18 protein-coding genes, 1 tRNA gene and 1 pseudogene are annotated in these 21,499 nt (G+C 65.2%); 15 read left to right on the top strand and 5 right to left on the bottom strand.

Features of this window, described 5'->3' with window-relative positions:
• The first annotated feature begins 45 nt into the window (after positions 1 to 45).
• A complete protein-coding gene (locus tag CLG96_RS10990; protein ID WP_107967926.1) occupies positions 46 to 1,539 on the top strand; it encodes a S10 family peptidase in 1,494 nt (497 codons plus the stop codon).
• 90 nt (positions 1,540 to 1,629) lie between these two features.
• Here the strand turns inward: CLG96_RS10990 and CLG96_RS10985 are convergent, their stop codons facing one another.
• Entirely contained in the window at positions 1,630 to 1,980 is a 351-nt protein-coding gene (locus tag CLG96_RS10985) for a hypothetical protein (RefSeq protein ID WP_133175391.1), read from the bottom strand.
• A gap of 186 nt (positions 1,981 to 2,166) precedes the next feature.
• Between CLG96_RS10985 and uvrA the strand changes: the two genes are divergently transcribed.
• Both uvrA and CLG96_RS10975 read left to right on the top strand, forming a co-directional pair.
• Positions 2,167 to 5,022, top strand: a complete 2,856-nt coding sequence (uvrA, locus tag CLG96_RS10980) for an excinuclease ABC subunit UvrA (protein ID WP_107967922.1) — start codon at positions 2,167 to 2,169, stop codon at positions 5,020 to 5,022.
• A 274-nt stretch (positions 5,023 to 5,296) separates the two neighbouring features.
• Complete coding sequence (locus CLG96_RS10975) at positions 5,297 to 5,755, top strand: PA2169 family four-helix-bundle protein (protein ID WP_107967921.1); 459 nt, start codon at positions 5,297 to 5,299, stop codon at positions 5,753 to 5,755.
• Positions 5,756 to 5,815: 60 nt separating this feature from the next.
• Here CLG96_RS10975 and CLG96_RS10970 read toward each other — a convergent pair whose 3' ends face one another.
• Entirely contained in the window at positions 5,816 to 6,082 is a 267-nt protein-coding gene (locus tag CLG96_RS10970) for a hypothetical protein (RefSeq protein WP_133175390.1), read from the bottom strand.
• A gap of 147 nt (positions 6,083 to 6,229) precedes the next feature.
• On the opposite strand from CLG96_RS10970, the gene CLG96_RS10965 reads away from it, so the two are divergent.
• Positions 6,230 to 6,634 (top strand): DUF3597 domain-containing protein, encoded by a 405-nt coding sequence (locus CLG96_RS10965; protein WP_107967917.1) that lies wholly within the window; start codon positions 6,230 to 6,232, stop codon positions 6,632 to 6,634.
• 160 nt (positions 6,635 to 6,794) lie between these two features.
• On the opposite strand, the gene CLG96_RS18765 is transcribed toward CLG96_RS10965, so the two are convergent.
• The gene (locus CLG96_RS18765) at positions 6,795 to 7,028 is read right to left on the bottom strand and encodes a hypothetical protein (protein WP_165799622.1); all 234 of its coding nucleotides are present in this window, start codon (positions 7,026 to 7,028) and stop codon (positions 6,795 to 6,797) included.
• 235 nt (positions 7,029 to 7,263) lie between these two features.
• Between CLG96_RS18765 and CLG96_RS10955 the strand changes: the two genes are divergently transcribed.
• Complete coding sequence (locus tag CLG96_RS10955; protein ID WP_107967914.1) at positions 7,264 to 8,556, top strand: homoserine dehydrogenase; 1,293 nt, start codon at positions 7,264 to 7,266, stop codon at positions 8,554 to 8,556.
• Positions 8,557 to 8,625: 69 nt separating this feature from the next.
• On the opposite strand, the gene CLG96_RS10950 is transcribed toward CLG96_RS10955, so the two are convergent.
• Complete coding sequence (locus CLG96_RS10950; RefSeq protein WP_107967912.1) at positions 8,626 to 9,036, bottom strand: hypothetical protein; 411 nt, start codon at positions 9,034 to 9,036, stop codon at positions 8,626 to 8,628.
• Between the two features lie 32 nt (positions 9,037 to 9,068).
• On the opposite strand from CLG96_RS10950, the gene glpX reads away from it, so the two are divergent.
• The 3 genes from glpX to CLG96_RS10935 all read left to right on the top strand — a co-directional run bounded on the left by glpX (position 9,069) and on the right by CLG96_RS10935 (position 12,058).
• On the top strand, positions 9,069 to 10,052 hold the full coding sequence (gene glpX, locus CLG96_RS10945) for a class II fructose-bisphosphatase (RefSeq protein WP_107967911.1): 984 nt from the start codon (positions 9,069 to 9,071) through the stop codon (positions 10,050 to 10,052).
• Positions 10,053 to 10,150: 98 nt separating this feature from the next.
• Complete coding sequence (gene recJ, locus CLG96_RS10940) at positions 10,151 to 11,917, top strand: single-stranded-DNA-specific exonuclease RecJ (RefSeq protein ID WP_107968106.1); 1,767 nt, start codon at positions 10,151 to 10,153, stop codon at positions 11,915 to 11,917.
• Between the two features lie 65 nt (positions 11,918 to 11,982).
• A tRNA-Glu gene (locus CLG96_RS10935) sits at positions 11,983 to 12,058 on the top strand.
• Between the two features lie 137 nt (positions 12,059 to 12,195).
• Here CLG96_RS10935 and CLG96_RS10930 read toward each other — a convergent pair.
• Entirely contained in the window at positions 12,196 to 12,600 is a 405-nt protein-coding gene (locus CLG96_RS10930) for an HIRAN domain-containing protein (protein ID WP_107967909.1), read from the bottom strand.
• Positions 12,601 to 12,947: 347 nt separating this feature from the next.
• On the opposite strand from CLG96_RS10930, the gene CLG96_RS10925 reads away from it, so the two are divergent.
• The 7 genes and pseudogenes from CLG96_RS10925 (at position 12,948) to CLG96_RS10900 (ending at position 21,476) form a co-directional block, all read left to right on the top strand.
• Positions 12,948 to 13,427 carry a Ros/MucR family transcriptional regulator gene (locus tag CLG96_RS10925; protein WP_107967908.1) on the top strand — a complete coding sequence of 160 codons (480 nt, stop codon included), beginning with the start codon at positions 12,948 to 12,950 and terminating at the stop codon, positions 13,425 to 13,427.
• Positions 13,428 to 13,465: 38 nt separating this feature from the next.
• Positions 13,466 to 13,687, top strand: a pseudogene (locus CLG96_RS10920) (IS481 family transposase); the annotation flags it as partial.
• 235 nt (positions 13,688 to 13,922) lie between these two features.
• Entirely contained in the window at positions 13,923 to 15,080 is a 1,158-nt protein-coding gene (locus tag CLG96_RS10915; RefSeq protein ID WP_243395736.1) for an ROK family transcriptional regulator, read from the top strand.
• A gap of 368 nt (positions 15,081 to 15,448) precedes the next feature.
• Positions 15,449 to 16,837, top strand: coding sequence for a sugar porter family MFS transporter (locus tag CLG96_RS10910; protein WP_207796663.1), 1,389 nt, complete (start codon positions 15,449 to 15,451; stop codon positions 16,835 to 16,837).
• Positions 16,838 to 16,851: 14 nt separating this feature from the next.
• On the top strand, positions 16,852 to 18,420 hold the full coding sequence (locus CLG96_RS10905) for a glycoside hydrolase family 32 protein (protein WP_243395735.1): 1,569 nt from the start codon (positions 16,852 to 16,854) through the stop codon (positions 18,418 to 18,420).
• Positions 18,421 to 18,626: 206 nt separating this feature from the next.
• Positions 18,627 to 18,791 (top strand): hypothetical protein, encoded by a 165-nt coding sequence (locus CLG96_RS18760; RefSeq protein ID WP_165799621.1) that lies wholly within the window; start codon positions 18,627 to 18,629, stop codon positions 18,789 to 18,791.
• Positions 18,792 to 21,476, top strand: coding sequence for a TonB-dependent receptor (locus CLG96_RS10900; RefSeq protein ID WP_279330653.1), 2,685 nt, complete (start codon positions 18,792 to 18,794; stop codon positions 21,474 to 21,476). It begins immediately after the preceding gene.
• The last annotated feature ends 23 nt before the right edge of the window (positions 21,477 to 21,499 follow it).

Genomic DNA, 21,499 nt, shown 5'->3' with positions numbered 1-21,499 from the left:
CGGCCTACCCCTTCGCCAACGCCAAATTTGGGGGAACCGAAACTGATGCACATATTCGCCCGGATCGGCGCCGCTGCATTGCTGGCCCTTTCCGCCACGACCGCGCTTGCCGCCGACGATCCCGCGCCGAAGAAGGAGGAGATCGCGCTCGCGCCGCTCCCGTCCGATCGCACCATCCGCCAGACCAGCAGCATCGCCGGGCGCAAGCTCGCCTATGACGCCACCGTCGGCAGCCTTCCCGTGCGCGACGAGAAGGGCAAGACGATCGGCGAGGTCGTCTATACCGCCTATACCGTGCCCGGCACACGTGCCGCCGGCCGTCCCGTCACCTTCGCCTTCAACGGCGGGCCGGGCGCATCGTCCGTCTATCTCAATCTCGGCGCGATCGGGCCCAAGCGCGTCCAGTTCGGCGCGGAGGGCGATGCGCCGTCCGACAGCGCGGTCGCGGTCGACAATCCCGGCACCTGGCTCGACTTCACCGATCTCGTCTTCATCGATCCGATCGGCACCGGCTTCAGCCGCAGCCTGGTGGAGGAGGAGAAGAGCAAGAAGGCCTTTTACGGCGCCAAGCCCGACATCGAATATCTGTCGCGCATCGTCTATGACTGGCTGGTCAAGAATGGCCGGCTGACCTCGCCCAAATATATCGTCGGCGAAAGCTATGGCGGCTATCGCGTGCCGCGGCTCGCCTATCATCTCCAGACGCAGCTCGGCGTCGGCCTGAACGGCATCGTCATGGTCTCGCCCTATCTCGATCCCACCGCGCAGGATGATGAGGGCGGCGGCACCGCGCTTTCGCCGCTGCCCTGGATGATCAACCTGCCGTCGATGGCCGCAGGCCATCTCGAGCGGCAGGGCAAGCTCAGCGAAGCGGCGCTGCGCGATGTCGAGACCTATGCCCGCGGCGAATATCTCCAGGATTTCCTACGCGGCCGTTCCGATCCGCAGGCGATCGAGCGCATGTCGGCCAAGGTCGCGGCCTATACCGGGCTCGATCCGGCGCTGGTGCGCAAGCTTCAGGGCCGTGTCGATATCGGCACCTATCTGCGCGAAACCTATCGCACGGACGGCAAGATCGGCAGCGTCTATGACAGCAATGTCACGGCCTTCGATCCCTTCCCGGCCTCGCCCCAGCGCCGCTCGGGCGATCCGATCCTGGAGGCGCTGATCGCGCCCACCACCAGCGCGATGGTCGATTTCGTCACCAACCAGGTCGGCTACAAGATCGACGCGCGCTATTATGCGCTGTCCTACAAGGTGAACGAGCTGTGGGATCGCGACAATAAGGACGAACCCGTCACCGATCTGCGCAAGGCGATCGCGAATGACGGCAAGATGGGCGTGCTGATCGTCCATGGCATGGACGACCTCTCCTGCCCCTATTTCGCCTCGCGGCTGCTGATCGATCAGATGCCGAGCTATGGCCGGCCGGACCGGGTGAAGCTCGCCCTCTATCCGGGCGGCCACATGTTCTACAGCCGCCCCGACAGCGCCGCCGCCTTCCGCCAGGAAGCGATGCGCCTCTACGGCACGCACTGATTGCCCTTCCCCCTCTCCGCCCGCTCGGGCGGAGAGGGAATGCCTCATACCGGACCGTCGCCCTTGCCTTCGCAGGGATGACGGTATTGTTTACGATCCCCGCGTCTCGCTCGCCCTGATCTCGCCCGCATCGCCAACGGGCCGGCCGAGAAACACCACCGACTCGATCAGCACGAACAGCGCCGCGCCGATTATGGCGAGCAGCAGCGCCTGCCGCCTGCCCGCCCCCGTCCGTCCCTTGTCGAACAAGGCGGCCAGCGCGATCGCCGCCAGCAGCACGGAAAGCCCCGCGCCCAGCCCGAGCAGCAGCGCATGCAGCCTATAGTCCGCTATGTCCTGCGTCAGCCGATCCACCACTCTGCAGCCGGGAAGTGCGAGGAAGATCAGCGGCACGACACTCCGCATCACGCGCCTGCCACCGCCCTGACTGGGTCCGTCCACCGCCGCGCTCCGCCCTCTCCCGTGCCTTGGAGCATCGTTCCCCTGCGCGCGCCCTAACATGCCGCAGGATTCGGCCGTCCGCGCCCTTGCCCTTGGCGTCCACGCAATCCATCTTGGCCCGAGCGGCCCCGCGCCTTGGCGCAGACCCTCTTGCCCATCCAGAACAAATGTGGAACTTGCTCGAAGATGCTGACCAACATCTCCGTCCGCGGCGCGCGCGAACATAATCTCAAGGGCGTGGACGTCGATATTCCGCGCGACAGGCTCGTCGTCATCACGGGTCTTTCGGGATCGGGCAAGTCGAGCCTCGCCTTCGACACAATCTATGCCGAAGGGCAGCGCCGCTATGTCGAGTCGCTCTCGGCCTATGCGCGCCAGTTTCTCGAGCTGATGCAGAAGCCTGACGTCGATCATATCGAGGGCCTCTCGCCCGCAATCTCGATCGAGCAGAAGACGACCTCGCGCAATCCGCGCTCGACGGTCGCCACCGTCACCGAGATCTATGATTATATGCGCCTGCTCTGGGCGCGCGTCGGCGTGCCCTACAGCCCCGCCACGGGCCTGCCCATCTCCGCCCAGACGGTCAGCCAGATGGTCGATCGGGTGATGCAGCTCCCCGAAGGCACGCGCTTCTATCTGCTCGCCCCCACGGTACGCGGCCGCAAGGGCGAATATCGCAAGGAGCTGGCCGAATGGCAGAAGGCCGGCTTCACCCGCGTCCGCATCGATGGCGAGATGCATGAAATCGAGGAGGCTCCCGCCCTCGACAAGAAATATAAGCATGACATCGAGGTCGTCATCGACCGCCTCGTCGTCCGCGAAGGCATAGAGACGCGCCTCGCGCAAAGCTTCGAGACCGCGCTCAAGCTCACCGACGGCCTTGCCTATGTCGATGTCGTCGATGGCGAGCGCATCACCTTCTCGGAGAAGTTCGCCTGCCCCGTCTCGGGCTTCACCATCGCCGAGATCGAGCCGCGCCTCTTCTCCTTCAACGCGCCGCAGGGCGCCTGCCCCGCCTGCGACGGCCTGGGCGAGAAGCTCTATTTCGATCCGCGCCTCGTCGTCCCCAACGAGCAGCTGTCGATCAAGGCCGGCGCGGTCGTGCCCTGGGCAAAGTCCAACCCGCCCAGCCCTTATTATATGCAGGTGCTCGCCTCGGTCGCGAAACATTATGGCTTCGATCTCGCCACCCCCTGGAACGAGCTTCCGGACGAAGCGCAGGACGCGGTGCTCCACGGCACCAAGGGCAAGCCGATCATCCTCAAATTCATCGACGGCAAGAAGAGCTACGAAGTCAACAAGCCCTTCGAGGGCGTGATCGGCAATCTCGATCGCCGCATGGCCTCCACCGAATCCGCCTGGATGCGCGAGGAGCTGGCCAAATATCAGTCCGCCGCTCCCTGCGAGGTCTGCCGGGGCGCGCGCCTCAAGCCCGAGGCGCTCGCGGTCAAGATTGCGGGCGAGGATATCAGCATGTCGACGCGCCGCGCGGTCGGCCCCGCTTTGGCCTTCTTCCGCGACATGCCCAATCATTTGAACGACCAGCAGAAGGCGATCGCCGAACGCATCCTCAAGGAAATCGTCGAGCGCCTCGGCTTCCTCGACAATGTCGGGCTCGACTATCTCAATCTCGACCGCACCTCGGGTACGCTGTCGGGCGGCGAGAGCCAGCGCATCCGTCTCGCCAGCCAGATCGGCTCGGGCCTCTCAGGCGTGCTCTACGTTCTCGACGAGCCCTCGATCGGCCTTCACCAGCGCGACAATGACCGCCTCATCGTCACCTTGAAACGCCTGCGCGATCTCGGCAACACGGTGATCGTCGTCGAGCATGACGAGGATGCGATCCGCACCGCCGACCATATCATCGACATGGGGCCGGGCGCGGGCGTCCATGGCGGCCGGATCATCGCCGAGGGCACGCTCGCCGACATCCTCGCCAATGAGGACAGCCTCACCGGCCAATATCTGTCCGGCCAGCGCGAGGTCGCCGTGCCTGCGAAGCGCCGCAAGGGCAATGGCAAGAAGCTCATGGTGCGCGGCGCCACCGCCAACAATCTCAAGAATGTCACCGCCAGCATCCCGCTCGGCACCTTCACCTGCATCACCGGCGTCTCGGGATCGGGCAAGTCGACCTTCACCATCGACACGCTCTTCGCCACCGCCGCGCGTCAGCTGAACGGCGCGCGCATGCTCGCCGGCCATCATGAGAAGATCGAGGGGCTGCAGCATCTCGACAAGGTGATCGACATCGATCAATCCCCGATCGGCCGCACGCCCCGCTCCAACCCCGCCACCTATACCGGCGCCTTCACCAACATCCGCGACTGGTTCGCGGGCCTGCCCGAGGCGCAGGCGCGCGGCTACAAGCCCGGCCGCTTCAGCTTCAACGTCAAGGGCGGTCGCTGCGAAGCCTGCCAGGGCGATGGCGTGCTCAAGATCGAGATGCACTTCCTGCCCGACGTCTATGTCACCTGCGACGTCTGCCACGGCGCGCGCTACAATCGCGAGACGCTGGAGGTGAAGTTCCGCGACAAGTCGATCGCCGACGTGCTCGACATGACAGTCGAGGACGCGGTCGAATTCTTCAAGGCCGTGCCCCCCATCCGCGACAAGATGGCGATGCTCGCCGAAGTGGGCTTGGGCTATGTCAAGGTCGGCCAGCAGGCGACGACGCTGTCGGGCGGCGAGGCGCAGCGCGTCAAGCTCGCCAAGGAACTCAGCCGCAGAGCCACCGGCAACACTCTCTATATTCTCGACGAGCCCACCACCGGCCTTCATTTCGAGGATGTGCGCAAGCTCCTCGAAGTGCTCCACGCCCTCGTCGAGCAGGGCAATACGGTGGTCGTGATCGAGCATAATCTGGAGGTCATCAAGACCGCCGACTGGCTGATCGACCTTGGCCCCGAGGGCGGCGACAAGGGCGGCGAGATCGTCGCCACCGGCACGCCCGAGCAGGTGGCGAAGGAACCCCGCAGCTATACCGGCTACTATCTCAAGCCGCTGCTGGAAAAGAGCGGAACGGCAAAGGTCGCGGCCGAATAACCCTCTCCCCTCGGGGGAGAGGGCAGGGTGAGGGCAAGCCTCCGAACCGATCGCGCAATATCAGCGACTGCAAGCCGCCCCCGGCCACGCTCCCCGCGCTGGCTCCGGAGCATGGCTTTTTGCGACTTTTCGTCGCCATCGCCCGCCATATCGCCGGTCCGCGTGTCGAACGGACCGGCCGGGCACGGGACAAGGCCGGCTGTGCCGCGGCGGGCAACCCTCGGCTACGCCGCTCGTTCGAACAGTCCCCCTCCAATGAGCAAGGAGCTCCATCATGCTAGGCAAGGACCACGACATCCGCGTGCTCAATTCGCTGATCGCGACCACCTTCGACAGCATCGACGGCTATCGCGAGGCCGCCAAGGATGTAGGCAGCGGCCGCTTCGCCACGATCTTCACCGCGCGCGCCGCCGAGCGGGTGGAGGTCGCCACAAGGCTGCAGGCGGAGGTGAGTCGGCTGGGCGGCGAGCCGGAAAATAGCGGCACCGCGCTCGGTGCCGCGCATCGCGTTTTCCTCAACCTCAAGGACGCCGTCACCGGATCGGACGAGAAGGCGATCGTTGACGAGGTCGAGCGCGGCGAGGACCATATCAAGCGCAAGTTCGAGGAGGCGCTGGCCGATACCGACCTGTCGCCCGAGACCAGGGCCGTCATCCGCGAGACGTTCACCTCGGTGAAGAGGGGCCATGACGAGGCGAGCGCGCTCAAACATTCGCTCGCCGCGACGCACTGATCCGGCGGGCATGCGGGCGGACGCGGGGGATCGACCCCGCGCCCGCCTGCTCCGCTCCGGTTAGCGACTCCCATGCTCCGGGGCGTCGGCGCCCGTCATGGGCCCATGCGGCGCGCTGACCAGCTCGACCTTGCCGCCGCCGGCCGCCGGATCCTCGTCATAATCCTCCGGGGCGCCGCCGCCGCCAGCACCCGCGCCGCTGCCCGTCACCATGCCGCCCACCTCGCCGGGCCATTGGCCGCGATTGGTAGCGCCCGGGTCGATCTCCCGCTCGCGGGCGATGCTCGTTCCGGGCGGCCGCTGTCCGGTGGGAGGGTTCTGTTCCATGTCGTCCATCATCCCTCTCCAACCCATCTTCTCGCCCCCGTCTCCGTGAAAACCCTTAGCGCAGCGCGGAGTTGCCCGGTCATGCATCCCGTACGCGCCCCATTCGTTGCCCACCCACGAACCGAAGCCCGAAGGAGGAATCCCGCCATGAACATCTTCGGAACGATCAAGGACGCCATTTTCGGCAAGGCCAAGGCGCCCGCCCAACCCGCCCCCAAGCCGCAAGCAGCCCCCGCCGGCCAGGCCGCCGCACCCCGGCCCGCACCTGCCCCTGCCCAGCCCACGCCGGCCCAGCCGGTCGATGTCGAGGCCATCCTGACCGAGCTTGCCGCCAAGAGCGGCCGCCCCAGCAATTGGCGCGTTTCGATCGTCGATCTGATGACGCTGCTCGGCCTCGATTCCAGCCGCGCCAACCGGACAGATCTCGCCCGCGAGCTGGGCTATACCGGCGACACCAATGACAGTGCGACGATGAACATCTGGCTGCACAAGCAGGTGATGCGCAAACTCGCCGAAAATGGAGGCAAGGTGCCCGCCGAGCTGCAGCATTGATCCAGGGATGAAGGAGCGGGGCTGTCCGGACAGCCGGCTGCCCCGCCTCCGATAGCCGCCGAACGCCCGCCCCGCATATCGGCGGACGGGAAGAGCATAGGAAAAGGGGCCGCCTCGGCGACCCCTTCCATCATGTCTGATATGTTTAGGTGGCCGTGGCTCAGCGGTTGCGACTGCCTCCGCCTTTGTCCTCCTCATCGCGATCCATCTGGCCGCGACTGCGGTCGCCCTGCTGCTGGTCACGCTGTTGCTGGTCACGCTGCTGCTGGTCGCGCTGTGCCTGCTGCTGCCGGTCGGTGCGCTGCTGGCTGTCGCGCTGCTGGTCGGCACTGCCCTGGCCGCGGCCTTGGCCACCCTGCTGGCCGCCTTGGCCACCTTGCTTCTGGTTCGGCATCTCGTCCACTCCTCCTGGTCGGGCTCATCCGGGGAAAAAGGGGCCGGAAGAGCCGGAAGGAGAACAAGGGCCGGACAGTCCCGTTCCGCCGGATGCGGTGGAGCGTCCCGCCGGGCAGGATATTCTGCGCGTGCAACGATCACCGGAAAGCACGCCGTCCCGCATCAAACGAGGTTCTCAAGCGCCGTCCCTCCCTCTAGGAGGCTCCCCGCCACATGTTGGGGAAGGAGTTTCGATGACGCAGCCTCTGAAGATCGCGCTGGCCGGCCTGGGCACGGTAGGCGCTGGCGTGATCAAGCTCCTCGGCGAAAATGCTGCGCTGATCGAGCGCCGTGCCGGCCGGCCGATCGAGATTATCGCCGTCTCCGCGCGCGACCGCACGCGCGACCGCGGCGTCGATCTTTCCCGCTTCGCCTGGGTCGATGATGCGGGCGAGCTTTCGCATCGCGACGATGTGGACGCGGTGGTCGAGCTGATCGGCGGTTCAGACGGCCCCGCGCTGACGATCGCCCGCGCGGCGCTCACCAACGGCAAGGCCTTCGTCACGGCGAACAAGGCGATGATCGCGCATCATGGGCTGGAACTCGCCGCCACCGCCGAGAAAACGGGCGCCGCGCTCAAATATGAAGCGGCCGTGGCTGGCGGCATTCCGGTGATCAAGGGCCTGCGCGAAGGCGCCGCCGCGAACGAGATCGGCCATGTCTATGGCATTCTCAACGGCACCTGCAATTATATCCTGACCGCGATGGAGGAAGCGGGGCGCGACTTTGCCGACGTGCTCGCCGAGGCGCAGGCGCTTGGCTATGCCGAGGCCGATCCCAGCTTCGACATCGATGGGGTGGATGCCGCGCACAAGCTGTCGATCCTCGCCAGCCTCGCCTTCGGCACGACGATCGATTTCGATGCGGTCGCGATCACCGGCATCCGCCACATCATCGCCGCCGACATTGCCGAGGCGGCAGCACTCGGCTTCCGCGTGCGACTCGTCGGCTTCGGCGAGGCAGGGCCGAAGGGACTGTTCCAGCGCGTCCATCCCTGCCTGGTGCCGATCGGCCATCCGCTGGCCCATGTGGTGGGCTCGCTCAATGCCGTGGTGGCCGAGGGCAATTATGTCGGCCGGCTGATCTTCCAGGGCCGGGGCGCGGGCGAGGGGCCGACCGCGTCCGCCGTCGTCGCCGATCTGGTGGATATTGCGCGCGGCGAATATGGCCCCGCCTTCGCCATGCCCGTCGCCAGCCTTGCCCGGCTCGCCCCGGCGCCCGCCGGCGAACGCAATGGCCGCGCCTATCTGCGCTTCACCGTCGCCGACCGGCCCGGCGTTCTCGCCGAGATCACCGCGGCGATGCGCGATGCCGGCGTGTCGATCGAAAGCCTGATTCAGCGCGGCGCTGCTGCCGACGGCAGCGTGCTGCTCGTCATGGTGACGCATGAGTGCCCGGAAAGCAGCGTGACCGACGCGCTCGCCCGCCTGCAGGGCTCGCAGAGCCTGATCGGCAAGCCCATGCTGATGCATATATTGGACGTGTGAGCCGCCAATTCCCGGGGCCGACAATCGCTCCGGGAATTTTGCCTAGGGAATCGGGCTTCGGCCGCCGCCTCAATCGTCGGAGCCAAAGATCGCCTCGATCGCATTTCCGATCGCCTGAAAGTCGATTCCCGTGGAGCAGCCACGGATCGGACAGGGCTCGCCCGGATCCTGATTCAGCTCCCCGAGCGCCTGGCGCGGCCCCTCGCGCGGACCGCGTTCGCCCGGCAATGTCAGGCGCTGGCGGCGTTGTTCCGCCCGCTGCCGCCGCTCTTGGCCACCACAGACGACGATCTCGCTTCCCTCCCCCCGCGCATCGCAGGAGGGATCGGGAATGCGCGTCATCAGGGGCGGTAGGATGCCATTGCCCGATCGGCGTCGGGCGGCGGGGAAGGCGGTGTTTCGATCGTCGTCGAGGCGGGTGCGAAGAGGAGAAATGCTGCGGCCATTCTCGACAACGTCATGCGGCTCACCTATCGCCATGGCATAACCCGGGCACAAGGAAGAGGCATAGCATGGTACAGGCAAGCAAAGCGCTCGATCGGGTACTGGTTCTAGAAATGGTGCGCGTCACCGAAGCCGCAGCGATCGCGGCCTCCACCCTCGTCGGCCGGGGTGACGAGAAGGCCGCCGATGCCGCCGCGGTCGAGGCGATGCGCGCGGCCTTCAACGGCCTCGCCTTCGACGGCACCGTCGTGATCGGCGAAGGCGAGCGCGACGAGGCGCCGATGCTCTTCATCGGAGAGAAGGTCGGCTCGGCGCAGGGCGCTGGCCCGAAGATCGACATTGCGCTCGATCCGCTGGAAGGCACCACGATCACCGCGAAGGCGGGGCCCAACGCGCTCGCCGTGCTCGCCATCGCGGAGGAAGGCTGCCTCCTCAACGCGCCCGACGTCTATATGGACAAGCTCGCCATCGGCCCTGGCTACGAACCCGGCCTCGTCAGCCTGGAGCAGAGCCCGAGCGACAATGTCCGCGCGCTCGCCGCCGCCAAGGGAGTGAAGCCCAGCGAGATCATCGCCTGCGTGCTCGATCGCCCGCGCCATGAGAAACTGATCGCGGAGCTCCGCTCGCTCGGCTGCGGCATCGTGCTGATCCCGGACGGCGACGTGGCCGGCGTGATCGCGGTCACCGATCCGGAAACGACGATCGACATCTATATGGGTCAGGGCGGCGCGCCGGAAGGCGTGCTCGCGGCGGCGGCACTGCGCTGCGTCGGCGGCCAGTTCCAGGGCCGGCTCCTGTTCCGCAACGATGACGAGCGCGCGCGTGCCGCCCGCTGGGGCGTCAACGATCTCGACCATATCTACCAGCTCGACGAGCTGGTGAAGGGCGATGCCATCTTCGCCGCCACGGGCGTGACCGACGGCTCGCTGCTGAAGGGCGTCAAGCGCCACAAGAACGGCTATCTCACCACCGAAAGCGTGGTGATGCGCGCGAGTTCAGGCACGGTGCGCTGGGTGAAGGGCGAGCATCGCACGGGCAAGTCCGACATCTGATCGCGGCTCCGAAGGGCCCCGCTCCCTCGCCTACCCAGGGGAGACCGGGGCCCATTCAGGCGATTCCTCTTTGCGCCCCGATGGCCTATGAAGAGCGGATGAACTTCCCCGTCTGCGGCGTCACCCGCTCGATCCTCGGCCAGCCCTGGCATTGGCGCGGCACCGCCACCGACACGCGCGACGAAGGCTTCCAGCCCGACGATCTGATAAGCCAGCTGCTGCTCGCGCGCGGCTGCCCGCGCGACGCGGTGGAGAGCCATCGCCAGCCCACCATCCGGGCGTTCATGCCCGATCCCTCCATCTTTCGCGACATGGACAAGGCCGCCCAGCGGCTCGCCGATGCGGTGGTAGCGCGCGAGCCCGTCACCATCTTCGGCGATTATGACGTGGATGGCGCCACCTCGGCGGCGCTGCTGATCCGCCTGCTGCGCGATCTCGGCCTCGCCCCCCAGGCCTATATCCCCGATCGGCTGATGGAGGGATATGGCCCCTCGGGCGAGGCGCTGGTCCGCATCGCGCGCGGCGGCGCGCGGCTGATCGTCACGGTCGATTGCGGCGCGCAGGCGTTCGAGGCGCTGGAAATGGCCCGCGCTGAAGGCGTCGATGTGATCGTCGTCGATCATCATAAATGCACCGCCGCCCTGCCCCCTGCCCTCGCGCTGGTAAATCCCAATCGACTCGACGAGGAGGAAGGCACCGCGCACGGCCATCTCGCCGCGGTCGGCGTCGCCTTCCTGCTCGGCGCGGCGCTGCTCCGCGAGCTGCGCGCGCGCGGCCATTTCGCGCGCCGGGCGGAGCCGAAGCTGATCGAGCTGCTGGATATAGTGGCGCTCGGCACGGTCGCCGACGTGGCCGCGCTCCGTGGGCTCAACCGCGCCTTCGTGGCGCAGGGGCTGAAGGTGATGGCCGGCCGCCGCAATATCGGCCTGGCCGCGCTGATCGAGGCCGCCCGGCTGGAACGCGCGCCGACCTGCACCGATCTGGGCTTCGCGCTCGGGCCCAGGATCAATGCCGGCGGGCGTGTCGGCAAGTCCGATCTCGGCGTGCGCCTGCTCACCACCGAGGATCCGGACGAAGCCCGCGCCATCGCCGGCGAGCTCGACCGGCTCAATGAGGAGCGCCGCGCGATCGAGGCCGCCGTGACCGAAGCAGCCGAAGCGGCCGCCGCCACCCAGGGCAATCGCGCCGTCATACTGGTTTCCGGCGCCGGCTGGCATCCCGGCGTGATCGGCATCGTCGCCGGCCGCTTGAAGGAAAAGCTCGCCCGCCCCGCGATCGTGGTCGCGCTCGACGAGCAGGGCGTGGGCAAGGGCTCGGGCCGCTCGATCGGCGGCGTCGATCTCGGCGCGGCGGTGCTCGCCGCCAAGGATATGGGGCTGCTCGTCGCGGGCGGCGGCCATGCCATGGCGGCGGGGCTGACGGTCGCGGCCGAACAGATCGAGGCGCTCGCCGACTTTCTCGATACGCGGCTGGCCGCCGATGTCGCCCGCGCCCGTGACGATCGGGCGCTGCTGCTTGATGCGGTGCTCGCGCCGGGCGGGGTCGGCCCCTCGCTGGTCGAGGCGCTGGAGGCGGGCGGCCCCTATGGCGCCGGCTGGCCCGCGCCGCGCGTCGCCGCCGGGCCGGTGCGCGTGATCAAGGCGGATATTGTCGGCAACGGCCATGTCCGCGCGATCGTCGCCGGGCGCGACGGTCGCTCGATCAAGACGATCGCCTTCCGCCAGGCCGAAAGTCCGCTGGGCCAAGCGCTGCTCGGCGCGGGGCCGGGCCGCCATCTCTGGGTGGCGGGCCGCGCGCGGATCGACGATTGGGGCAGCCGCCCGGCCGCCGAACTGCATCTCGAGGACGCCGCCTGGGCCGATTGACATAAACTTGTCTTGAGCGCCTTGACCCGGCGCCCCCGCTCCCCTATCCGGCGCGCACCGCCGATGGCCCCATCGTCTAGCGGTCTAGGACGTCGCCCTTTCACGGCGAAAACACGGGTTCGAGTCCCGTTGGGGTCACCAAGCGTTTTCAGTGACTTAGCTGATATTAGCGTCACTGCGTTCCCGAATTTCGGTAATGGATCGGTAATAAGCGCTCCTGAGCAGCGGTGCATATTCAGGGACGTTCGCGGACATTCCGTTGCCGCAGCGCCCGAGTCTCAAGCTTCCCAATCATCCGGCGGAATATAGTCGGGATAGAAGTCGTCACCGCTCGGCGGCGGAGCCGATGACCTGGGGTGAGGCAGAGTCGGCTCCTCGCCCCCGAGATTTACCCGAATCACGGCATTCGTCCGCCCGGCTTCCTGAAAGACGGCGCGCATATCCATCCCCTGCGCGATCTTGCCGCCAATCCACCCACAGCGCTCGGCGCTCAGATAGCCGATCTGAATTCCGCGTTCGCTGATGACCGCCACAGCCGACGGATCGACGGGGTTCTTAGGCTCGGGCACCAGATAGACGCGCTCACCCGGGCTACACATAGCCACCTCGAACTGCCGATTGCTTCCGTCCTTGTTCAGGAAGGCAACACCGACAACGGCCAGGCTCAGTTCTCGTCCGCTCATGCGCGGCGCATAGCATGACAGCCCTTGAGCAAGGGATATGCGATAGCCCTGCCTGTGGCCCGTCGAGGCTCGGCAGGAATATTCGGCAGGAATATAGAGTCTATGTCAGGGGGCAGCGGGAAATCGTTCTGCCAGGAGCAAATCATCTTGGCCGTGACATAGTCATGGCTTCGGGGTAGCGAGAGCTCTGATCAGCTTTTGGCTGGCCTAACGGTGGCTGGAACCACTATAATGAGCGTTGCCACCGACAATCTTGCGAACAAGAAACGAATGTGATTGAGGAAGGTTGTTATTCACGCGCATTTGCGTATGGCAGAACCCATTTTTGAGCAATAGGGGTTCGTGAAATGACTGATGTGTATCAAAACTCTCTGGTTGAATTGGTCGCGGATATCGTTTCCGCGCACGTCTCGCACAACAGCGTTGCCGTCGCTGACGTACCGTCGCTGATCCAGAACGTCCATGATGCACTGGCTGGACTTGACGCACCCGCCGCGGAAAGCGTGGTGGAAAAGCCGGAGCCGGCCGTCTCAATCCGTGCGTCCGTGAAGCCCGACTATATCGTCGATCTGTTCACGGGTAAGAAGCTCAAGATGCTGAAGCGTCATCTCGCCACGCATCACAATATGACGCCGGCCGAATATCGCGCTTATTGGAACCTGCCGTCCGATTATCCGATGGTCGCGCCCAACTATGCCGCGCAGCGCAAGGAACTGGCGCACAAGATCGGTCTCGGCCGCAAGCCCAAGGCGGCTCCGGAGCCCGCAAAGCCCGTGAAGGCGACGCGGAAGGGCCGGGCGAAAAAGGCTGACCCCGTCGAAGCCTGATCGGATAAGGGGCGATCGGCATTGATCGCCCCCGCTTACTGACACGGTCGACGCTGCACCGCTGCTTCCAGCGCCATGACATCTCGCGCTTGCCGAATGTCGAAGGCGACAAGCCGAAGCGAAGCAAGTTCCGGGCCTATCCAATCGGCTATTTCCATATCGACATTGCCGGGGTCCGGACCGAACAGGGCAAGCTATACATGTTGGTCGCGATCGGCCGGACCTCGAAGTTTGCCTTCGTCGAACTGCACGTGAAGGCGAAAACTGCGACCTCCCGGGAAATTCCGACAGGCGCCCCCTTTAAGCGGGTCAGGTGCCCCCTCCTCTCCCCCTGGCAGCGTCCCAACTCCAGCAAATATTGACAAGACCCCCCGAATAGCGGCGGAAGTCGAGCAAAATAGGTGGGGATGGATATGTCGGGGGCGATTATGATTCGGGGAGGAGCGGCCTGTCGCGCTGGGTCCGGCCTTGCAGCGCGGCAGTAATGCGAACGGCGTGCGCCGTTACAATGAGCGGCTCGTTCTTGCGACGATCCGCCGGCTGAACGGGGCCTCCAAGGCCGATCTGTCCAAAAGCACCGGCCTGTCGCCGCAGGCGATGGTGCGGATCGTCGAGGATCTCGAAAGAGACGGCCTTCTGCTCCGCGCAGGCAAGCGGATGGGCGGCCTCGGCCAACCGTCCGTCATCTACAAGATCAATGGCGAAAACGGCTATACGATCGGGGTCGAGATCGGCCGGCACAGGCTGACGGCGGTGCTGCTGAACTTCGACGGCGTTGTGCTGGCCACCCATGGCCGGGCAATGGCCTTCCCCAAGCTCGCGACGATCATCGCCGAAGTGCGCGGCTTCGCGGAGGCCCAGCTCTCGTCGCTCACCGCGTCGCAGCGCGCATCCTTTCTCGGCATCGGCATCGCCATGCCCTGGTTCCTCGGCGAGTGGCAGAAGGAGATCGGCATCTCCGCCGAGCAGGCGCGCGAATGGCAGCAAGCCGATGTCGAGGAGACATTTCGCTCCGGGCTCGATTGCCCGATCTTCTTCGAGAATGACGGCAATGCCGGCGCCCTGGCCGAATTGCTGTGCGGGGTTGGGCTGAGCCTGAACAATTATCTCTACTGCCATCTCGGAACGTTCGTCGGCGGCGGTCTCATCCTGGGAGGCCAGATCCAGACCGGCCGGCACGGCAATGCCGCAGCGCTCGCCTCAATGCCGGTGCCGGGCAGGGGCGGGAAAGGCCATGATTATCTGCTCCATCGCGCGTCGCTTTACCGCTTCGAATCCTTGCTGCGCGATGCTCCGTTGCGGGATGGCGCCTCACCCTCGATGGTGGAATTTCTCGAAGGACATCCCAACATGGCGCAGGTCTGGATCGAGGAATGCGCGGACGCGCTCGCCTTTGCCGTCATCGGTGCCAACAGCCTGCTCGATCTCGATGCGATCGTGCTGAACGGTGCGCTCCCCGATGCGGTGATCGACAGGCTGATCGAGGTGCTCCGGCAGCGGATCAGGCGCGATGCGCCACGCGATTTCTTCGAACCCGTCCTGCTGCGCGGCAGGATGGGCGAGATCGCACCTGCGGTCGGCGCCGGCCTGCTGCCGCTCCATGCCGCTTTCTCGCCCAATCTCGGCTCGCTTCTGAAGGGCGCAGAGGATTGATGCGCCTTGACCGGCCATGGGAAATAGGGACGGTTTTTTGCCCAGGAGCGGGCCCGGATTGCACGGCCTGTCGCAATAGAGGGTCGATTCCCTTGGACGGGCCCCAAAGCCTTATCCACGCCTTGACGATCCTTCGCCTTAAGGGCCGCCGAGCGCGCGCTTAGGACTGTTGACCCGACTAAGTCACTTCAATAGATTTAGTTCACGCCACATAGATGGCGAAAAGAATAAGCGCGATTGCGCGCAGGAGAGGAAGAATATGACCCTGAAAGCATGCGGCTGCATGTCCGTTTCGGCGCTTGCCCTGCCGATGGCCGGGGCGCGGAAGCGCCTCACCCTTCCGGCCTCCTTTCTGGAAGGCGCGGCCGATGCGTGAGCGATCCCATGATGCAACCCCGGTAACGCTCGCCATGATCCTGAGCGCGGCAGGTGCTGCGCTGGGCGGGCTGTTGTTCGGATTCGACACCGCCGTCATCTCCGGCACCACCTCCGCCCTGCAGGCGCGGTTCGGGCTGAGCGATGCCGCACTCGGCTTCACCGTGGCGTCGGCGCTGATCGGCACGGTGCTGGGCTCGCTCGTCGCCGGCTGGCCGGCCGACCGCTTCGGCCGCAAGCCGATGCTGCTGACGGTCGCGCTCTTCTATGTCCTGTCCTCGCTCGGCAGCGGCCTGGCGGGGAGCTGGTCGAGCCTGCTGCTGTTCCGCTTCCTGGGCGGGCTCGCGATCGGCGCGGCGTCGGTCGTCACGCCAATCTATATCGCCGAGGTCTCGCCTGCCCATTTCCGCGGCCGGCTGGTTGCGCTCAACCAGCTCAACATCGTGCTCGGCATCCTGATCGCCTTCCTTTCCAACCTCATCATCGCGCGACTGGCGCCGGCGGACGTGGCGTGGCGGTGGATGCTCGGCATCGTCGCCATCCCCTCCTTCCTGTTCCTCGTCGTCACGCTCCTCCTGCCCGACAGCCCCCGCTGGCTGGTTCAGAATGGCCGCTTGGATGCGGCGCGTGCGGTCATGACGCGGCTGGGCTTTCCCGCGCCCGAGGAGGAGGTGCGCCACATGCAGGCCGCGGCCGCGCGCGAGGCCGGCGCCGTCGCGCCGCGCCTGTTCGAGCGCAAACATGCGCTGCCGGTGGCCTGCGCGATCGCCATCGCGATGTTCAACCAACTTTCGGGCATCAATGCGCTGCTTTATTATGCGCCGCGCATCTTCGAGCTGGGCGGTGCCGGCGCCGACAGCGCGCTGCTCCAGGCGGTGGCGGTCGGCGGCACGAATCTCGTCTTCACCATCCTCGCGCTGTTCCTGATCGATCGCTTCGGCCGCAAGCCGCTGCTCTATTTCGGCTCGGTCGCTACGGCGGCCGCGCTGTTCCTGGTTGCAGCCCAGCTTTCGAGCGATCGCCCGGACGGCACGGCCGTGCTGCTGGGCCTGCTCGGCTTCATCGCCGCTTTCGCCATTTCGCAGGGCGCGGTGATCTGGGTGTTCATCTCGGAGGTCTTCCCCAGCGCCGTGCGTGGCAAGGGGCAGGCGCTCGGCAGCACCACCCATTGGGTGATGGCGGCGGCGATCACCTGGACCTTCCCCGTCTTCGCGACCAGCCTCGGCGGCTATGTCTTCGTCTTCTTCGGCACGATGATGCTGCTGCAGCTGCTGTTCGTCTGGAAGATGATGCCCGAAACCAACGGCATCGCGCTCGAGGATATGGATCTCGGCTTCGGCCCCCGCCGGGCCGACGAAACGCGGGGAGCTGCGACCATATGAGCAGGAAATGTCCCATGGGCGCGGCCCTGGCCGCGATCGCTGTCGCGATGATGGCGACCATGCCGCTCGCGGCGGCAAGCCCCTCCGCCCCGGCTCGAACGCCTGCGGGCGACGTTCATCGCCCCCAATATCATTTCACGCCGGCGCGCAACTGGCTGAACGACCCGAACGGCCTGGTCTATTATGAAGGGGAATATCACCTCTTCTACCAATATAATCCCCATGGCGACCGCTGGGGCCATATGAGCTGGGGCCATGCGGTCAGCCGCGACCTCGTCCATTGGCAGGAGCTGCCGGTCGCCATCCCCGAGACCGACGTCATGGCCTTTTCGGGCAGCGCGGTGATCGACTGGAAGAACAGCAGCGGGCTCGGAAAGGGCGGCCGCCCGCCGCTGATCGCGGTCTATACCGGCCATGATCCGCGCACGGGATCGCAGGCGCAGTTCCTCGCCTACAGCAATGACAAGGGGCGGAGCTGGACACGCTACGGCACCGGACCCGTGCTCGACATCGACTCCACCGAATTCCGCGATCCCAAGGTCTTCTGGCATGCCCCCACCAAACGCTGGGTGATGGTGGTGGTGATGGCGGCGGAGAACAGGGTCGCCCTCTACACCTCGCCCGACCTCAAGAGCTGGATGCTCGCCAGCCATTTCGGCCCGGCTGGCGCACAGGGCAAGAATTGGGAATGCCCCGATCTGTTCGAGCTGCCGGTCGAGGGGCGGCCGGGCGAGACGCGCTGGGTGCTGAGCGTCAATCTTGGCGACAATGCGGTCGGTGGCGGCTCGGGCGGCCAATATTTCGTCGGCGATTTCGACGGCACCCGCTTCACGCCCGATCCGAGCTGGGGCGAGGCGCCGGCATGGATGGACTATGGCGCGGATTTCTACGCCGCCGTTTCGTGGAACGACCTGCCCAAGAGCGATCCGCGCCGCATCTGGATCGGCTGGGCGAATGACTGGCGCTATGCCGAGTCCATTCCGACCTATCCGTCGCGCGGGGCGATGTCGCTGCCGCGCACCGTGGCACTGCGCAAGACGGCGGAGGGCTATCGCATCGCCCAGGCGCCGGTGCGCGAGCTTGCGGGGCTGCGTTCGAACCACCGGACGACCTCCAACCTCCGTCTGGGCGAACAGCCGGTGGTGCTCGCCCCCCATGGCGTCGAGGGAGGCGCGGTCGAGCTCGACCTCGATATCGACACCGGCACGGCGGATCAGCTCAGCTTCGTCCTCACCGACGGCCAGGGCTATGAGACGCTGATCGGCGTCAATCCTACGGTGAACGAGGTCTTCATCGACCGGACGCGCTCGGGCCCGCATTTCCACGATGGTTTCCCGAACCGGCACGTCGCCCCCGTCGACCTTCGTACCGGCCGACTGAAGCTGCGCATCTTCGTCGATCAGTCGATCATCGAGCTGTTCGTCAATGATGGCACACAGACAATTACCGACCGCTTCTATCGTGGCGGCGGCCCGCTCTCCTGGTCGGCCGTCGCCCGCAATGGCACCGCCACCATCCGTACGCTCGACGCCTGGACTCTCGCCGATGCCGGCGCCGATTCCAGCCGTCTCGCACGCCGCTAAAATCATAAAGTCAGCCCAAAAGCGTAAAACGATTTCTAGTCATACAGACTCAGATCTGACGGCTCTGAAATCGCAGCAAAACAAGGGTTTAGGGCGGTTGATCCGATACAATCGGATCAACCGCCCTAGCGTCGTCATCGTACGGCGTCCGGCCGGCGAAGCGACAAAATAAGCGCCCCAAGGCGCATGATAGGGAGGAGAATAGGATGATTTCCCGGACTTCGGGCATTGCCCTGTTGCGGCAGAATATCTCGATCTTCGCGTGCGCGACGGCCTTGATAGCCTCGCCCGTCATGGCGCAGGATGCGGCGCCACAAGGCGCTCAGGCCGAGCGGGACGCCGCGGAACAAAATCCCGACGATGTCGCGTAGATCGTCGTTACCGGCGTTACCGAAAATACGCGCAAGCTCGACGCGACCTTCTCGATCAACACCATCGGCGCCGAAGACATTCAGATCCTGGCGCCGGCGAGCACGGCCGATCTGCTCGGCAATATTCCCGGCCTGTTTCCCGAAGGGGGCACGGCGGGCGAGGCGAGCAACAATATCACGGTGCGCGGCCTGCCCGTCACGGGCGGCTATCGCTATGCGCCGCAGTTGATCGACGGGCTTCCGACGTTCGAGGATCCGGAAACGCCGTTCATGAACAACGACGTGTTCATCCGGGTCGATCTGATGACGGAGCGCGTCGAAGCCATCAAGGGCGGCCCCGGCGGCATCCTCTACTCGAACGGCCTCGGCGCGGTCGTGAACTACATCACCCGCACCGGCAAGCAGGAGTTTGAAGGCGGCTATAAGATCGAGCTCAGCGATTATGGGCTGGTCCGAAACGAGGCGTTCGTATCGGGGCCGATCAACAAGAATCTGACCTTCGCGCTGGGCGGTTTCTATCGCATCTCAAATGGCATGCGCGACGTCGGCTTCACTGCCGACAATGGTGGCCAGATCCGTGGGAACCTCGTCTACAAGAGCGATGATGAATCCACGGTCATCGAGACGCACGCCCTGATCCTGCGCGACAAGACTGCTTTCTATCAGAATATTCCCTTCACCATCCCGGCGATCTCGCAGCGCGGCACGCCGGAAAATCCGACGATCATCGACCAGGACAATATCCAGAGCGTGGGGATCAACTTCCGCGACGGCGCGCTGACGTCGCCGGGGCTGCGCTATTTCGAGCTGCTGGACCAGAATGGTCGCAAGTCGGTCGACATCGCCGACGGGATCAATCCCGAGTTCGATATCTCCACCATCAAGTTCAGCAAGGAGCTCGATTCGGGGTGGAAATTCGGCGCGGGCCTTCGCTACACGACCGGGGTCAGCGGCTTCAACGCGATCTTCGTGGATCCGGCCGTGGAGCGCGAGCGCTTTCTCTCGCAGCGCGCGAACAACGAGATCAACAATCCCGCTTTCGTCGCAGCGCAGAATTGCGATCTCGATGATGTGCGGCTCACCGGCTATTTCAGCGGCATCAATCAGAGCAACTGCGGAGCCAACCTGCCCGCGAGCACCTTGGCGCAGTTCGTCCAGCAATTTGCGAACTACGACCGTGTTCAGGCCAACTATCTCGATACGGGCAAGGAAGTAACTGATGCACAATATCTGAACCTCCCCGTCCCGTTCATCACGACGGTGGAAGCCGACAGCTTTTCCGGCGATTTCCGCATCCAGAAGTCGCTTAACCTTGCCGGCAAGCACGATCTGACGCTCGGCGGCTATGTCAGCAACTATAATTACGACATGAATTTTCAGGCGGCGCTGCTCGTCAGCGACGTAAGCGAAAACGCCCGTCTTATCGATCTGATCGCGGTGGACGCGAACGGCCAGCAGGTCGGTCCCTCGCTCACCGATCGCGGCGTGCTGGTGCCATCGCTCTTCGGCCAGAATTCGGACGCAGCGTTCCGGGGATATGCGCTCTATGCGCTCGATCATTGGGAGCTGTTCGACAATCGCCTGAAGATCGATATGGGCGTGCGCTGGCAGAAGCTGGATGTCGACGTCGTGACCCAGCCGCTCGAACTTCGGCGGAACCTCACGCCATCGGATGTGGAGCCCGGCAGCACCGAAGACACGCTCGCCGACAATCTCGTGAACCTGCCTGGCGATCCGCGTTTCCAGGAAAAAAGCTATGACGCTTTCGGCTGGTCGATCGGCGGAAACTATTCGTTCACCAACAATTTCGCGATCTATGGTCTGGTTTCGGACTCTTTCCGCCTGCCAAGTCCGGAGGACGTCGTCTTCCGTGGCTCGGCGACCAATCAGACATCGCCTTCAGGCTCCGTCGAGCTCAATCAGGTCGAACGAATCCTGCAGATCGAGGGCGGCACACGCTATTTCAGCCGTGAATTCGACGCAGCGCTTGCCGTTTTCTACAACGACTTTTCGGCACGCGACCGGGCCAGCGCCTATCGCGATTTCACGGACCCGAGCTGCGCGGTGCCCAGCGGCGTTTCCGATCTTGCGGACTGCCCGATCGTCGATCAGGTCTTCAACGAGGGCGTGAGCAATATCGGCGTCGAGTTCGAGGCCGGCCTGCGCCCGACATTTCTCGAGGGCTTCGAGCTGAAGGGAAGCTTCGTCTACCAAAAGCCCGAATTCAAGGGGACGTCGCGCACCGATGTCCGCGCGATCGTCGACAGTCTGGGCACGATCACCGGTTATGAGTTCACCGAGGTCAATTCGGATGGGCGTCGTCCGCAGCGCCTTTCCGAAATCCTTGTGAATGTGCGCCCGTCCTTCGACTTCAAGCCGACAACGGGCCTGCCGCTGACCATCTATGGCCAGATGCTGTATTTCAGCGATCGCTTCGCTTCGGCAAGCGACATCGATGTGACGGTCTTTCCCAGCTATACCGAGTTCGACATCGGCGCGCTCGTCAACTTCACCGAAGGGCTGACAGGGCAGGTCCATGTCAACAATCTCACCAACGCGGTTTCGCTGACCGAGGGCGGGACGATCGGCATCGACAACCGCACGACCGACGGCACGCGCAATTTCGGCGTTGGCCGGCCGCTCTTCGGTCGAATAATACGGGCAAGCCTCACCTATCGGTTCTGACATGGCCAGGCCGGGGGCGCTTC

Origin of the sequence: Sphingomonas oleivorans, from assembly GCF_003050615.1 — a bacterium.
GTDB lineage: Bacteria > Pseudomonadota > Alphaproteobacteria > Sphingomonadales > Sphingomonadaceae > Sphingomonas_H > Sphingomonas_H oleivorans.
This window is presented reverse-complemented; position numbering and strand designations above follow the sequence as displayed.